Annotated in this window: 12 protein-coding genes; 6 read left to right on the top strand and 6 right to left on the bottom strand. The window is 41.5% G+C overall.

The genetic code is table 11. From position 1 onward, the window contains the following. The first annotated feature begins 2 nt into the window (after positions 1 to 2). Both G3569_RS01395 and G3569_RS18680 read left to right on the top strand, forming a co-directional pair. Positions 3 to 1280, top strand: coding sequence for a hypothetical protein (locus tag G3569_RS01395; protein ID WP_205719974.1), 1278 nt, complete (start codon positions 3 to 5; stop codon positions 1278 to 1280). An 18-nt stretch (positions 1281 to 1298) separates the two neighbouring features. After that, on the top strand, positions 1299 to 1424 hold the full coding sequence (locus G3569_RS18680) for a hypothetical protein (RefSeq protein ID WP_276611267.1): 126 nt from the start codon (positions 1299 to 1301) through the stop codon (positions 1422 to 1424). A gap of 601 nt (positions 1425 to 2025) precedes the next feature. On the opposite strand, the gene purE is transcribed toward G3569_RS18680, so the two are convergent. Beyond that, positions 2026 to 2517, bottom strand: coding sequence for a 5-(carboxyamino)imidazole ribonucleotide mutase (gene purE, locus G3569_RS01400; RefSeq protein ID WP_165265317.1), 492 nt, complete (start codon positions 2515 to 2517; stop codon positions 2026 to 2028). An 87-nt stretch (positions 2518 to 2604) separates the two neighbouring features. Further along, on the bottom strand, positions 2605 to 3765 hold the full coding sequence (locus G3569_RS01405; RefSeq protein ID WP_165265319.1) for a 5-(carboxyamino)imidazole ribonucleotide synthase: 1161 nt from the start codon (positions 3763 to 3765) through the stop codon (positions 2605 to 2607). Positions 3766 to 3934: 169 nt separating this feature from the next. Between G3569_RS01405 and prfA the strand changes: the two genes are divergently transcribed. Next, the gene (prfA, locus tag G3569_RS01410) at positions 3935 to 5011 is read left to right on the top strand and encodes a peptide chain release factor 1 (RefSeq protein ID WP_165265423.1); all 1077 of its coding nucleotides are present in this window, start codon (positions 3935 to 3937) and stop codon (positions 5009 to 5011) included. Positions 5012 to 5073: 62 nt separating this feature from the next. On the opposite strand, the gene pckA is transcribed toward prfA, so the two are convergent. Then, the gene (gene pckA, locus G3569_RS01415) at positions 5074 to 6678 is read right to left on the bottom strand and encodes a phosphoenolpyruvate carboxykinase (ATP) (protein WP_165265321.1); all 1605 of its coding nucleotides are present in this window, start codon (positions 6676 to 6678) and stop codon (positions 5074 to 5076) included. A 699-nt stretch (positions 6679 to 7377) separates the two neighbouring features. Here pckA and G3569_RS01420 point away from each other — a divergent pair. Then, entirely contained in the window at positions 7378 to 8805 is a 1428-nt protein-coding gene (locus tag G3569_RS01420) for a hypothetical protein (RefSeq protein WP_165265323.1), read from the top strand. Between the two features lie 71 nt (positions 8806 to 8876). Here G3569_RS01420 and G3569_RS01425 read toward each other — a convergent pair whose 3' ends face one another. Both G3569_RS01425 and G3569_RS01430 read right to left on the bottom strand, forming a co-directional pair. After that, entirely contained in the window at positions 8877 to 11333 is a 2457-nt protein-coding gene (locus G3569_RS01425; RefSeq protein WP_165265325.1) for a serine/threonine-protein kinase, read from the bottom strand. A gap of 165 nt (positions 11334 to 11498) precedes the next feature. Beyond that, complete coding sequence (locus G3569_RS01430) at positions 11499 to 12056, bottom strand: sigma-70 family RNA polymerase sigma factor (protein WP_165265327.1); 558 nt, start codon at positions 12054 to 12056, stop codon at positions 11499 to 11501. 184 nt (positions 12057 to 12240) lie between these two features. On the opposite strand from G3569_RS01430, the gene G3569_RS01435 reads away from it, so the two are divergent. Then, positions 12241 to 14259: a hypothetical protein gene (locus G3569_RS01435; protein ID WP_165265329.1), complete on the top strand. Its 2019-nt coding sequence runs from the start codon at positions 12241 to 12243 to the stop codon at positions 14257 to 14259. A 136-nt stretch (positions 14260 to 14395) separates the two neighbouring features. Next, positions 14396 to 15268 (top strand): carbon-nitrogen hydrolase, encoded by an 873-nt coding sequence (locus tag G3569_RS01440; protein ID WP_205719976.1) that lies wholly within the window; start codon positions 14396 to 14398, stop codon positions 15266 to 15268. A gap of 8 nt (positions 15269 to 15276) precedes the next feature. On the opposite strand, the gene G3569_RS01445 is transcribed toward G3569_RS01440, so the two are convergent. Then, positions 15277 to 15849, bottom strand: coding sequence for an ECF-type sigma factor (locus G3569_RS01445; protein WP_165265331.1), 573 nt, complete (start codon positions 15847 to 15849; stop codon positions 15277 to 15279). Between the last annotated feature and the right edge of the window lie 86 nt (positions 15850 to 15935).

Below are 15935 nucleotides of genomic sequence, written 5' to 3' on the forward strand. Positions count from 1 at the left end.
CAATGTCTGCGGTTACCGTAAAAGTGGCATTGATATATGTATTGGGATTTGGTTCGTGCTTTTCAACAGCGGGTGCACAATCGCTGCTATCGCCTATATTGGATGACCTAGAGGTTACGTTGTATAGCGATTTACAGCTCAGGGAACTGAATGATCGAACGCCCTTTAACAAGGGTAATACAGTATTTGATCTGTCTAAAAGTACACAGTTCGCAAACTTGAATGCGTATTATAAGTTGAACAACCTTGTAGCCGATATAAATGTGGTTGAATACGGAAGTGGTTTTGAGTTACAAAATCCTGAGATTCAAATGCGGCAGCTTTACAAGTATTTTTTGATCGACTACAAGTTCAATATCGGTTTTGGTAAAAAGATGTTTTACTGGGGGAGTGGGTATTTCCGCAATCCCGCTGCTTTTGTGAACTTTAAACGCGACCCCACGAATCCTGCTGATCGGCTAAAAGAATATACCGGCAAACCGTTTATTCATATCGGCTATTTTTTCCCGGAAAGCAATATTGACCTGGTATACATCCCGGAAATAACGTTAAACTTGAAGCAGTTTGAATATACTGCTACAGAGTTGGTCTTTCGGTATTATCGTTTTTTTAAGGATCTAGATCTTTCCCTTCTATTGAAATACAACAATAAGAAGCACAATGCTGCAGGGGGGAGTATGGCTTATACCTTACAGGATGACTTGGTACTTCATTTTGAAGGAGCTCTGCAACACGGGTATAAAAAGCAGATACATCATTCTATCGTATCTGGTGAGTCCGACACGGTATATCAATCTTACCCCTATGATCGGGTACAAAGTGAGCATCTTATTCCCAAGCTACTGGCCGGTTTTAACTTTACCACTCAGAGTGGTTTTAATATCATCGGGGAATATTACTATAACGGTTTAGGATTATCTTATAGCGATTGGAATGATCTGTTAACCCATTTGGAGTATTTGAATTCGTCAAAGAGTGACAGATTTGGGAAAGGAGCGGTAACAAATAACATCAAATGGAGTGCGCTCTCACTCAATGATAGGAAACATTACCTACTCCTTCGTTTTCAACGGTCTTTTTCAGCTATTGATGCTAATCTCGTGACTCTTTCTAATATTGTGGATGCCAGCACCTTTTTACGTTTGCAGGCTGGAACAAAAATAGTGGGACCGCTGAGAGGAGAGGTGCAGATTGAGCGGTTTGCGGGCGCTCCCAAAACGGACTTTGGGTCCATTTTTTACAAATGGAACGCCCACTTGACACTAACGTTCAAACTGTAGGCATACTGGGATTAAGCTATGTCCCTCACAACTATAATGCTGATCTTGCTTCGGGATCTCGTAAAGGCCGGTAACGTTGATATGAGATGGTGGCAGATCAACGCTGACTACCATCGCGAGATCCCGGCTCGGGGTCCGGGATGAGAATCAGGAGGTAAAATAGAATAACGGTTTATCGTCACTGGTGGTTTCAGTTTTGCAGGCTGCTCCACACCAAAACCCCGCCCCGTAAGTCACTCCGAGAAGCTTGTGACGAGGAGTATCAAACCAAACTATAAGCACAGCTCCTACTAAGACTTAAATGCAATAGAATCAATTGAGACTCCTCGCTGCACTCGGAGTTACAACTGGGAAACAGATGATAATGACAATTACTCGTCCCCGGGAGCTTTGCTCCTAAAAATAAACTCACCATTAACCATTTCAGCTAGTTCGCTTCAATCCCACATACCACAGCCTCAAAATCTACCCTCTCTATACGCATTAAAGCGGTATTATTTAGGACGACTATCCAACCGTTAAAGGGTTACCTATCCAGGGTTTTACAAAATCATCTCAACAATGTCATTCTGAACTTGTTTCAGAATCTCATTTGCAATTATTAGTGATTACCCCAAAATCCTGAAACAAGTTTAAGACTAAATATTCAGGATGACATGCAGAGTTTTGCTCAGCCCTCCTATATTTACTATTTCCTATTCACAACACCTATACAGAATAGTTACTAGTTTTACCCGGTATTTTTTTAAGTCAGGTTTTGCGTTTTAGCTCGCGACTCTTCAGCCATTGCCGCGTGATATTCCTGCAATCTGCTAGCAAGCTCGGTATCGTGGCTACCCAACATGCGAATTGCCAACAGACCGGCATTCTTAGCTTTGCCAATTGCTACAGTAGCTACGGGTACGCCTCCGGGCATTTGTACAATAGAGTAGAGGCTGTCGAGCCCGCTAAGGGTGCTCGTTTTAACGGGTACACCAATAACGGGCAATGTGGTATGGGCAGCCGTCATTCCCGGAAGATGAGCTGCACCGCCGGCTCCGGCGATAATTACTTTAATACCTTTTTCGCGGGCTTCTTTGCCGTATTCTGCCATATCATCCGGTGTGCGGTGTGCTGATATAACTTTCTTTTCATAAGGCACCTCAAATTCATCTAGTATATCGCAGGCAGCTTTCATGGTAGGCCAGTCGCTGTCACTGCCCATGATTACGCCGACAAGTGGTGTTTCTTTACTCATAATGGTTATTAGTTAATTGAGAATTTGGTAGCTAAGATAATAATCTATTTTTCAGTAGTCAGTAGTCAGTAGTCAGTAGTCAGTAGTTTAAATCCGAATCCCTTTTGTTACTTTTTGGGCTTTAGCATAGATCTGTTCCATATCATCACCCAACAGGGTATAGTGCGACATCTTGCGACCCACTTTGCTATCCAGCTTGCCATAGACATGCAGATGTCCATCGGAAGCGGCCAGCGCTTCAAGGGCATGGTCTACTTGGGCATCACGGCGATCGGTACCCAACAAGTTAATCATGGCTACAGCCGGTTTGCGCAATTTTGTAGAACCAAGGGGCAGTCCCATAACGGCGCGCACGTGGTTTTCAAACTGAGAAGTTACGCACCCTTCAATGGTATAGTGGCCCGAGTTATGGGGACGTGGAGCTGATTCATTGAGTAGCAGTTCGCCATCAGGAGTTAAGAAAAACTCATAAGCAAAAATGCCTTTTCCATCAATTGCTTCGGTAGCTTGTAGCGCCAGCTCTTGCGCTTTTTCCTGAACAGTTTTATCCACCGGCGCAGGAGATTTTACTGCCACACAGATATGATCTTCCTGAACGGTCTCGCAGCAGGGATATACTACATGTCCCGTTTCGTTACGAGCAACCTGTACGGCCAGTTCGTGAGTAAAGTCCACAAAGGCTTCGGCTACAATATCCCGATCGCTGTTGCCACCCAGGTTTTCAAAAGCCACAATGGCTTCATTAATATCTCGAACGGTCTCATTGCCATAGCCGTCATATCCGCCTTTGGATGACTTTAACAGGTAGGGCCAGCCATGTTCGTCTCCAAATTTCTTGAGGTGATCCTCATCTTTAATAAGCGCATAAGGCGTGACAGGGATACCCGCATCTTCAAAGGTCTGTTTTTCAATCAGCTTGTTTTCGATAAGGGCAAAACTGTCTGGAGCTGGGAAGATAGGCGTTCCGCTATCTTCTTGTGCTTGTTTGAGGATCTCAGAATTGATGAACTCATTTTCGAGGGTGAGTACATCACAGCTTTCGGCGAAGGCGGTTAAGTCATCCACAGAATCAAAAGATCCGGTCTGTGAATGAGGGGTCATAAACTGTACAGGTTCGTTTTCATCCCGATCAGAAAATACCCCAATTTGAATGCCGTATCGAAATGCTTGTAATCCGGACATCCGTGCCAGCTGGCCAGCACCGAGGAAGCCCAGGCGAAAGGTTGCAGATAAAGGATTTGTATTCATTACCCAGTCGTTATTTAATGCTTAAAATTTAGAAAGAACATAAGAATTATTCGGCTGGGAATTAAGAGCTTAGTTTTATTTTGAAGATTCTTAATTTTGGTTAAAGAATCGTATTTTATGGTTTGAAATAAAAGCCACCTTATTTGAAAACAGTAGTTTATACATGGATATAAAAGCAAAATTAGAGCAGGTCCGAGAACGTTTTGATGAAGTTACCGCAGCAATGAGTGATCCTGCTGTATATGATGACCCTGACCGCTATACTGAGCTTACGAAAGAACACAGCGATTTAAAAGAATTGGTAGAGCTATATGAGGATTGGAAGGATACCAAGAATCAGATTAAGGGCAACAAAGAACTTATTGAAGAAGGCGATGATGCTGAAATCACTGAGATGGCTCGTATGGAAAATGAAGAACTGGAGCCACAACTCGAACAGCTGGAAGAGGATATTAAATTTAAGCTCATCCCCAAAGATCCGGATGACTCGAAAAATGTTATTGTGGAACTGCGTGCCGGTACCGGCGGCGATGAAGCTGCTATTTTTGCAGGCGATCTCTTTGATATGTATCGTCGATATGCTGATAAAATGGGTTGGAAATTAAACCTTTTAGGTTTGAGCGAATCAACGAAAGGCGGATATAAAGAACTGACTTTTGGCCTGGAAGGGGAGGAAGTCTATGGAAAGATGAAGTACGAAAGCGGTGTTCACCGCGTACAGCGCGTTCCGGAAACGGAAACTCAGGGTAGGGTACATACTTCCGCTGCAACGGTAGCGGTACTGCCAGAAGCCGAAGAAGTCGATATTGACGTAAAAAAAGCTGATCTGCGCATTGATACCTTCCGTGCCAGTGGGGCCGGGGGACAGCACGTGAATAAAACGGATTCTGCGATTCGTATTACCCACGAACCTACGGGGGTAGTCGTGGAATGTCAGCAGGAACGATCGCAGCATAAAAACAAGAACAAGGCGATGAAGATGTTGCGGTCCAAACTGTATGAACAGGAAGTTGAAAGACGGCGTAAAGAACGTGATGAGGAACGTAAGAGCCAGATATCAACAGGAGATAGAAGTGCTAAAATCCGGACCTATAACTTTCCCCAAAGCAGGGTAACGGATCATCGAATTAATTTAACGCTATATAACCTCGAAGATATTATGAAGGGAGATATTGAAGAGGTGATTGAAGCCCTGCGCGTCCAAGATAATCTCGATAAGTTGAACGCCGTAATGGAAGAAGGGTAGGGAATAGATAGTTAGTTACTGGGAGCACATAGTCTCCCAATAACTAATACCTATCTGTGAATTTATGCTGTTACTTTAGGACCTGCCTTAATCAACTCTTTGCTTGCTTCATTTTCGAACTGTTCAAAGTTCTCAGCAAACATTTTTGCCAGCTGATCGGCTTTTTCGTCATAAGCAGTTTTATCATCCCATGTGTTGCGGGGGATAAGTACTTCATCAGGTACCCCTTCAACATGCTGTGGAATGGCCAATCCAAATACAGGATCTATCTTAAACTCAACGTCCTCAATATTTCCGTTCAATGCTTCGCTGAGCATTTGACGGGTGTGTGGAAGTTCCATGCGATGACCCACGCCGTGTGGTCCGCCGGTCCATCCGGTATTAAGCAACCAGACCGAAGAGTTGTGCTTTCGTATTTTCTTCGCTAGCAACTCTGCGTATACCGTTGGGTGCAATGGCATGAAGGGGGCTCCAAAGCAGGCAGAGAATGTTGCTTGTGGTTCGGTTACGCCACGCTCAGTACCCGCTACCTTGGCAGTATATCCACTGATAAAGTGGTACATCGCTTGCTCGGGAGTGAGCTTGGATATCGGAGGCAGCACGCCAAACGCATCACAGGTTAAAAATATTACGTTGCTTGGATGGTTGCCCGTACCGCTTTCATTTGCATTGGGAATGTAGTGAATAGGGTATGAGCAGCGAGTGTTTTGTGTATAGCTGGTGTCATCAAAATTGGGCGAACGGTTTTCGTCAAGAACTACATTCTCGAGGATGGTTCCCGGCATCTTGGTGGTAGCATAGATGAGGGGTTCCCCTTCTTTGGATAAATTGATCGTTTTAGCATAGCAACCGCCTTCAATATTGAAAACACCGTCTTCACTCCAGCCGTGTTCGTCATCACCAATAAGGATGCGATCTTGATCAGAAGAAAGTGTTGTTTTACCGGTACCCGAAAGACCGAAGAATACGGCGGTGTCTCCATCTTCGCTCATGTTGGCAGAACAGTGCATAGCCATAACATCTTTCTTGGGCAGCATATAGTTCATAACCGAGAAGATACCTTTCTTCACTTCTCCGGAATAAAGCGTACCACCAATGAGGATGATTTTTTTATCAAAGTTGACAAAAATAAACGTTTCGGTCTTGGTGCCGTCAACTTCAGGGTCAGCCTTGAAGTTAGGAGCTGCCAATACAGTAAACTCAGGCTCATGATTTTCAAGTTCTTCTGCAGAAGGTCGCACAAACATATTATGTGCAAATAAACCGTGATAAGCCGCTTCACTTACGACCCGAACATTAAGTTGGTATTTTTCATCAGCACCGGCAAAGCAGTCTTTTACATAAAGCTTTTTATCTTGCAGGTAGTCGGTAACTTTTTCAAAAAGATTATCAAATACCTCTTCTTCAGTAGGCTGATTGATCTCTCCCCAATCAATATCATCGTGGATGGAGGGTTGATCTACAATGTACTTATCTTTGGGAGATCGGCCGGTATATTCTCCCGTTAATATGCGTATGGCATAATCTTCAGTTAATGTAGCCTCCCCGTTTTTAATCGCTTCTTCATAAAGCTCGGGTGGAGTCAGATTCCACAGTGTATTACTGTTGTCTTCTAACTTCAAATAGTCAAGTCCCACAGAACTTTGCGGGTGTGTTTGATTACTCATCTGATAAGTGATTTTGGGATTTCTTTAAGTTGTAATTATCGGCTTATTAGTAATGGAGATGTTTCGTTCAGGTACTGCTAAATAGAGGAGTTAGTATAAGGATTTTTACAATGAATATGGGAAGGAAAACAGAATGCAAAAAATTTGATGAGATGCGTCTTGTTACCCTATATAAATTAGGTGTTATTGTACTATTACATTAAATAAAAGCGGATTTATATAGAAGATGCACTATTTAATAAAAGGGTTTTATTAATGATATGAGCTTCTAGAGGCATGATTTTATTCTATGTTCTGTTCACGGATTAGATTTATATATTATTTTGCAGAAAATGCATTATATGCAAAAATGATGAAAAAATATTTCATATACATCGTTCTATTGGGCAAAAAAAGCTGTTTAAACTCTTTAAAACGAGGGTAAGGATTTTACTTATAATGAGCTATATAATTTGTATCAGATTAAGGTGTTGTTTGGGTTTCATTGTCCATCATACCAAACAGCTATAAATTGCCTAACAGCACCTTTTTTACTAGTTGGTTTTTTGGCAATGACTTTTGGGGTACTTCGAATTTGTTTGTTTAGTAGTAGGTAATAATTACGATACCTAATTAAGTAGTTTTACGGTTGATTTTATCAACAATTTCATGAAAGTTGCTATTCTTCAATTAATTAAAATAAATAGAGAGGATTGAGATATGTATAAAAGAGGGACTACTATAGGTATACTGTTGCTGATCTTAGTATCATGTGGAACAGAGCAGTCTGAAAAAGAACAATCACAGCTCCTAACTGCCAATGAATTTAAGGCTGTTCCGATGCCCGACAAATTGATAACCGGAAATCCATTTCCAACGGATTCTACGACTATTAATAAATGGGTGGCATCGTCATCGGAGGTTAATAACCTGGAAACAAATGGTAATATTATTGGTCATGGCTGGGGTATATGGCAGGCTCTTACCGAGTATACCGACCAAGAGAATAATGGTCAAAAGTTACGTCGTTTCGAAACGTGGTTTACCCCTGATGATATTATTGCGGCATATAAAAACAGGGAAAAAAATGAGCAGGTTAAACTTCATCACGTTAAACGTAATAGAGGGGACTTAAAGACGCCCAACCAGTTTCATGCGAGTATGAAGGCACTGCCCGACCCCGGTGATGCCGGTGTAATCGGTTTTGTGAAGTATGATCCAACTGCTGCTGAACATATCTATGAAAATGATTTGTTCTATAAGAGTACGCTCAAAAAAATGGTGAAGAAGGATCAGATTGCCAATATCCCGGACTTCCCAAATAGCGGAGTGTCATTAAAACCGGTTTTTAAAACACTTACAGATCCTAATGACAAAGGTCTGTATTCTGTACCGGTTTGGCCCGGAGAGGAAGGAGATCCGGAACGGAAATTTCCTTCTAGCGATTGGGACCACAGCGTGTTCGTTACAATTGATGGTGAAACAGAAACTTCCCAAAATATTTACTCGATAAACGATTTTATCCATTTTCAACTGGATTCTGCCCAAGCGCAGTCAAGAGATGTTAAACCGGGGACTTATGCAGTTTTGGCGGGTATGCATGTGACTACTCGTGAGATTACCCGCTGGACATGGCAGACCTTTTGGTGGTCAGAGAGCCCCAATAATCCATATAGTCCTAGTTCTGGTACCATTGCAGGATACCGGCCATCCAAAAAATTAGATCGTGGGGCAAACCATTATGCGATGGCTGTTGCGTATAATATGGTTCAGCCTGCACAGCCCGAGCGGGGTGGTTCTGGGGCCGATGCAACATCGCTGTATGCTTACAACCCATACCTTGAGGCAGGCTTTGGAGATTCAACGTTTATAAAAGGGAATGAAGCAGTTAGGAAATATTATCCCAAATCTTACCAGAAAGTGGGAGAAAAGATGAACCTTTACGGTATGCAAACAAACTGCATGAGCTGCCATGGGCAGGCTCGGTTTGACCCGCAATCAGTGGGGACGCACTTTTACCTTACCGATCAGTATTTTTCAATGGATGCCCCATATTTTAAGAATAAGGTAAAAGTCGATTTCACCTGGAGTATCATCGGGAATTTGATAGATGATAATGGAGAGCGTATAAAGGTTAACGAAAAATAACGATCTTATAATTGGTGGAAAAAGGGGATAGGCATTCCCTTTTTCCAATTTATTCAAAGCTTTTTAGGTGATTATGTACCAAGCAGCAGTTTATTTTTGTATTTAACTGCTTGTTGTGGCTTGCCCATTGCTGAGTATAATTGACCCAACGTCTTTAATGCTTCTTTTGTGCGCCAGTCTTTTAGGCCGAACCTGTTTTTAAAGGTTTGAAAGGCATTAAGTAATGGTTGCTCAGCCTCAGTAAGTCGGCCCTGAAGCATCCAGGATACGGCAAGCACCCCTTTAGCTGCCCGTACCCGCCAGTGGTTTTCGGGAAAGGAATTAGATAGTACTGGGATAGCTTTGGTTAACAATTCCTGGGCCTGTTTTGGTTTGCCAAGCTTCAATAGAACTTGCCCTAATCGTACCTGGGATGCTGCTATGTGGGGATGTTCGGGAGGGAGGGTTTGTTTTCGAATCTTCAAGGCTTTTCTGTGCAGAGAATCAGCTGAAAGTAAATCTCCTTTAGCATAAAGAGCAGAAGCAAGTAACGACAGGGTATTGGCAGTGGCGGGGTGTCCCTCAGGTGTTAATTGGTACCTGAATTCCAGTGTCTTGTTATAATAGGTAATTGCAGAGTCTAACTTTCCCTGATCTTTAAATACTGTTGCCAGATTATGATGCATAGTAGCTAAACTGGTAGTATCAATAAAATCCAGGTCAGCCAGTTGAATTGATCGTTTATACAGCTGTTGGGCTTTGTCCAGCTTTCCCCACTCCTGCATCAGAAGTCCCCAATCATTGTAAACAGGAGACAGCCTTGGGGTCTCAGGCCCAAAATTATCAATAAAAAGGTCATGCATATGTTGTAGCAAGGAATCAGATTCTGAAAATCTTCCCTGCCACATCTTAGAGGCAGCTAACTGCTGTAAAATGTTTCCTTTTAGCTGTATATCTTCCTCTGGAAGCTGAGTAGATATTTTTAAACCATCCGTTAAAATAGCTTCTGCTTTGGGGTACAGCGCCAGATTTTCATATATCAATCCCATTGTAAGCAGTAGGTCAGCCTGTATGGCCGGATATCCTTGTAGCTCTGTTTGTACCTTTTTTGCCCCGTTATCCAACACCTCTTGTAATGTTAGATTGGGATTAGAATTGTCTATAAAGGGATCTGAGCTTTGGAGAATATTTACCAGGAAATTTTTTACTTGGTTCGCCTTCTGTGCTTCCAGTTGTGCTTGGTTGCGCTCTTGTGAAATCTGGATGGTATGATAGCTGATTAAGCCAATCAATATGATTAAAAAGGCCGCTGCGGTATTAATGGCAATTTTATTTCGTTTTAAGAATTTCGTTGCCACATAGCGAAAATGTCCGGCACGTGCTGTAATCGGTTGATCGTTACTAAAGCGACGCAAGTCTTCAATAAAGAGCTCAATGGAATTATACCGGTCAGCAGCATTTTTGCGCAGGCTTTTACATACAATAGCATCCAGATCTCCGGAGATCAGCTTAAAAAGATTATGAGGTGAACAGCCTCGTTTTGCTGCGATTTTTGATTGGGTATTGGTATCTAAAGCACGAAAATGAGAAGAAGGTTTAGGAGCAGTTTTTTGAGTAATTCGTTTTTTTAGCGCGCCCCGATTTTTCGTTTCACCAGGTTCAAAAGGGTGAATACCGATCAGCAGTTTATATAAAACTATGCCCAGGGCATAATTGTCTGCCGCGGTGGTAATTGTTTCGTGATTTATCTGCTCCGGGGCAGCATAGGCCAGAGTAAGCATTCGTGCACCGGCCCGGGTCTGATGGATATTCTCTATTTCGGAGTCGGAATCAAGCAGTTTTGCGATACCAAAATCCAAAATTTTCACCTCACCTTCCGGGGTGATGAGAATATTGGCAGGTTTTAAATCGCGGTGGATAACCAGGTTATTATGTGCATACTGCACAGCTTCACAAACTTTGCGGAACAGGCTAAGACGTTCATCAATAGAGAGGGTATGTTCATCGCAATACTCATTAATAGGCTGGCCATCAATATATTCCATCACAAGGTATGGAAGCCCCTCATTGGTAACACCTCCATCATAAAGCCGCCCGATATGGGGGTGATGGAGACTGGCCAGGATATTTTGTTCCTGTTTAAAACGAGCAATATTGGAGGGGGTATCCATGCCACGCCGAATGATTTTAATAGCCACTTTATGTTGGAAAGCTCCATCAGAGCGTTCGGCCAGATAAACCGATCCCATTCCGCCATGTTCGATTAATTCTGTGATGGAGTAGGCCCCAAGTTGTTTCCCAACAAGAGAAGAGGTATGCTCATCAGGTAAATCCTCAATGATATTGGGAATAAGAATATCTTTTTCGACACTACCGGTTTCCAAGAATCCTTCCGAGGACTCAATGGATTCCAACAGTTCGGTAATCCATGATTTGAGCTGCTTGTTATCGCCACATTGTTGTTCAATAAAGGGTTGGCGTTCGTTTTCTGATTTAGTTAACGCTTTATCAAGGATCTCTTCGACCCTATCCCAATTTGCATGGTCCATATTTTAAACTCCCCTAAATGGTATTTCTAATAAACTGTAGATAATTTTAGATACTACAAACTTTAGTAAAGGAACAAAAAGTATTATTTAAATAAAAGTTAGAAGGGGGGATTGCTTTTTGAGTAGTAGGTTAAAGTTGCTATGCCCTGAAAGGAAGGCGCTCGATTATTTTAGTTCTTTATACAACCATCCCCGGGCCTTAGCCCAATCTCTCTTTACAGTGCTCACAGAAATATCCAACACATCTGCTGTTGCTTCAATGGTCATATCCCCAAAGAAACGAAGTTCTACAATATCTGCCATCCGCTGGCTGAGTTGGGCCAGTTCATCAAGCTTTCTATCAATTTCTAAAAGGGTCTCAGCACTGGTATCTTTATTTATTATTCCATCAATATATGTGAGATCGTATTGTTCTCCTCCTCGTTTATCAGCCTTCTTTTTGCGGGCATGATCAATTAAAATCTGTCGCATACAGCGCGATGAAATGGCAAAGAAATGGTTGCGATCGGTGACTTTTATACTTCCTTGCTGAACCATTTTAAGATAGGCTTCATGAACCAATGCTGTTTTAGAATAGGTTACCTCAGAATATTCCTTCTTTAACCGAGCGTGGGCAAGTTGTTTAAGCTGGTTATACACTAAAGGGAATAAGGTGTCGTAAGCCTCTTCTGAACCTTCCTTAATATGTACCAGTAGTTGCGTTATTTCCGCCTGAGACTTCATGTATGGGGAACAGGTAATAGATTCCAAAAAATGTGTAGAGATATATTTGCGAGAATATAATAAATACTTTGAACCAATTGTACTGGCTACCCCGCATATGCAAGCAGTAGTACCCAAGGCTCTTCAAGAGTAGATAAGAATATATGTCTTGGATCTTAATCTCAATAAATAAAAAAATAAATTTATGAAATATTTTGTTACTGTTATAGCGGTTATTACTTCTGTTTTTTTAATACAGGGGTGTAGCAGTAGTCCTTCGGGCTCAGGAAAATCGAGTAATCCCCCTACCTTAGATGCGGTAATAGATTATTCGCCCACGACTCCTGAAACCAACGCTGAAGTTACAATGGATGCCGGCAATTCTAAAGACGATCAAAATATCGGCTATGATATTCAATGGTCGCTTACGACTAAACCGGCAAACAGTACTGTTACATTTAGTAATACCACCCAATCAAAGATGAAGTTTACCCCTGATGTTGCAGGTGATTATGAAGTCAAACTGGAAATTGAAAATAGTTCAGAAGGTGTGACTGATGATGCTACAAAAGTTTTATCGGTTATATCATCCGAATCAACAGTAGAACTTGAAGGCGATATTAATACTGATAGTACTTTGACAGATATTTTTACAGATCCCTCGGTTCCCGACTATCTGGTAGTAGGTGATCTTGATGTACATGCCAAACTAACTGTTGATCCCGGAGTTGTAATACATTTTGAGGAAAACTTGGGATTGAAAGTAGCTACTGATGGTATATTATCGGCAGTTGGTACCAGCGGTAATGGGATCATTTTCACCGGTGCAAGCCAATCCACAAACGGATTTTGGAAAGGCATAAATATCCATTCAAATACCGTGGAAAATGCTATTAAGTATGCTGAAATAAGCTATGGAGGCAGTAAGTCTGCGGGTACTTATTTTGAGGCTGCAAACCTGACGATTGACCAGGCAAAGGTTCAGCTTGCCAATACCAAAATATCAAACAGTGGAATGTTTGGAATCCAAACACGACGCAGTGGTTCCGAATTCGCTATGGAAAATATGGAGTTCAGTAGTAATGATGATGAACATGCCTATGTCCATATTAGCCAGCTGGGTTATTTCGACAGCGGGAGTTCTTTTGACGGCGGATATGTAGAAGCTTTTGGCGGCTCAACGAAAGCTAATATGGATATTTCGGTGTTAAACGGAGCCAAATATAGTATTCTTGATCATGTAGGATTTGATCACGTTGTAACCATTGATGCAGGTACTGAAATAGAGTTTATTGCTGATGCCGGTATTAAAGTAGGTAATAACGGTGTTATCAAAGCAGTAGGAGAAGCAAATAATAAAATTGTGTTTACGGGTACTGTGAAAACTCCGGGAGCTTGGCGCGGTATCTTTGTAGGTTCGCCCTCTGTAGAGAACATCTTCAAACATGTTGAAATTAGTTACGGAGGAAGTACGAATATGGCTACCTATTTTGGTAAGACCAATATGGTGATTGACCGAGCACAGGTAGAGCTGGATAATGTCTCTATAACCGGAAGTGCCGGCTATGGCATTCAAACCCGACGAAATGGATCTGCCTTTACTGTAAGTAATGCTTCATTTGATAATAACCAAGACTCTCATATGCTCATTCACCCAACGCAGGTTGACTTTGTTGACAACCAAACCAACTTTAATGGTGGCGATGTGGAAGTATATGGAGGAGATACAGAGGCCACAGGCAGTGAAACCTGGAGTAATCTTAACAACGGTACGTACTATTTTTCAAGTTCGGTAAGTATTGAAAAAGATGTGACGATCGAAGCCGGAACGCTTTTTGAAATGGGGACTGATGTTAGGCTATTGGTATCCGGTGGTAACGATCAGGGAGTTATAAAAGCGATTGGGACCAGTAGTAATCCTATTACATTTACCGGTCGTTCAAAAGCAAAAGGGGCCTGGAGAGGGATCTTAATATCCTCTGGTTCTGTTGACAATGAAATGGATCATGTGTTAATAGAATATGGTGGAAGCAGTGATTTAGCAACGTATATGCCGGCAGGTAACTTAGGTATATATAATAAGGCTTATCTGACTATATCGAATGCAGATATCGAAAACAGTGACAATTATGGCATCATGCTAAGAGAATCACGAAGTGCAACCATGGGTGGGTCCAATATTTCATATTCTAATAATACTAATGATGATTTTTATGATTATTAGTATTAGGCTCTAATTGATTTAAAGTGTTTGAGGACTGTCGTTTATTCGGCAGTCCTTTTTTTATTGAGAGACTTATTATCAGCTTGTTACAGTATTTGTATATTCAGCGTCACTTATGATTTAAAATTTGGTGATTATGATTAAAAAAAATGTGGAGCTCGCCCTTATCCAGTCTGCTTGTTCTGCTGATATAACGGAAAATATTGATAAGGCTACAAACAAAATTGAAGATGCTGCAAGAAAAGGCGCACAAATAATTATACTGCAGGAGTTATTTCAAACTCCCTATTTTTGTCAAACGATAAATGAAGAATTTTTTGACTGGGCACAACCCATACCGGGTCCGCTGACTGATAAATTAACAACATTGGCCCGAGATCTGGAAGTGGTAATCGTAGCTCCATTTTTTGAACAAAGGGCAGCTGGTATTTATCACAATTCATTGGTTGTTATTGATGCCGATGGCACGCTTATGGGCAGGTATCGAAAACAACATATTCCCGATGATCCATGCTTCCATGAAAAGTTCTATTTTACACCCGGTGATGATGGTTATAAAGTATTTAATACGCGTTTTGCTAAAATTGGTACTCTTATTTGTTGGGACCAATGGTATCCTGAAGCCGCACGGATTACAGCCCTAAAAGGAGCAGAGTTATTAGTGTATCCCACAGCAATTGGAACGTTACCGCACGAAAAGGGTAAAGAAAAGAAAGAGTTTTTAGATGCTTGGCAAACGATCCAAAAAAGTCATGCCATTGCCAACAGTTGTTTTGTAGCAGCTGTTAACAGAACAGGGCAGGAAGGAAAAATAAGTTTTTGGGGGCACTCTTTTGTCTCAGGACCATTCGGTAAAATACTAGCAGAAGCAGGCGATGATGATGAGGTATTAATTGTCGACATTGATTTATCACAAATTGAAAGTCAACGAAGGATTTGGCCGTTTTATCGGGATCGTCGAATCGACACTTACCAACCTATAGTGAAACGATATATTGAAAATGAATAACTATAATGTTAGTTGCTTAACTTATTATATAGCCAATTTTTAGCCCTCTTCCAGTCTCGTTTGACCGTTCTTTCAGATAGCTTGAGCACATTTGCAATGCTTTGCATAGTCATGTTGTTAAAAAATCGCATTATTACGACTTCTGAAAGGCGGTTGTCGTACTTTTCGAGTTCGTCAATCTTTTTATCAATAAAAGCAGATCGTTTTTGGGGTTCCTCTGTTGGAATAAGTTCTTCATGAAATGGTACTCTCATGTTATTGCCGCCCCGTTTATCTGCGTGTTGTTTTCGAGCGTAATCTATCAATATTTGACGCATACAGTTCGAAGCAATAGCCAAAAAGTGATTACAGTTTTGACATTTTAGCCCCTTCTGCTTCAACATTTTGAGATATACCTCGTGTACCAAGTCGGTATTGGTAATTCCAAGATGGATGTTTCTTTCGGGCTTAAGCTGCGAATAAGCCCGTTTTTTAAGCTCCTCGTAGAGAAGCGGAAATAGTTCATTATAGGTTTTTTGAGAACTATCAGGAAGATTATCAATCAGATGAGATATTTTTGCATGTTCTTCATCTAAAGCCATACCCTAACCCCTTTTTATTGTAGATAATATTACTATAAAAAAGCATTTCTAGATATAAACTAAAATAAAATAGGGGGATTTGTCAC

It is taken from the genome of Fodinibius halophilus, assembly GCF_011059105.1.
GTDB lineage: Bacteria > Bacteroidota > Rhodothermia > Balneolales > Balneolaceae > Fodinibius > Fodinibius halophilus.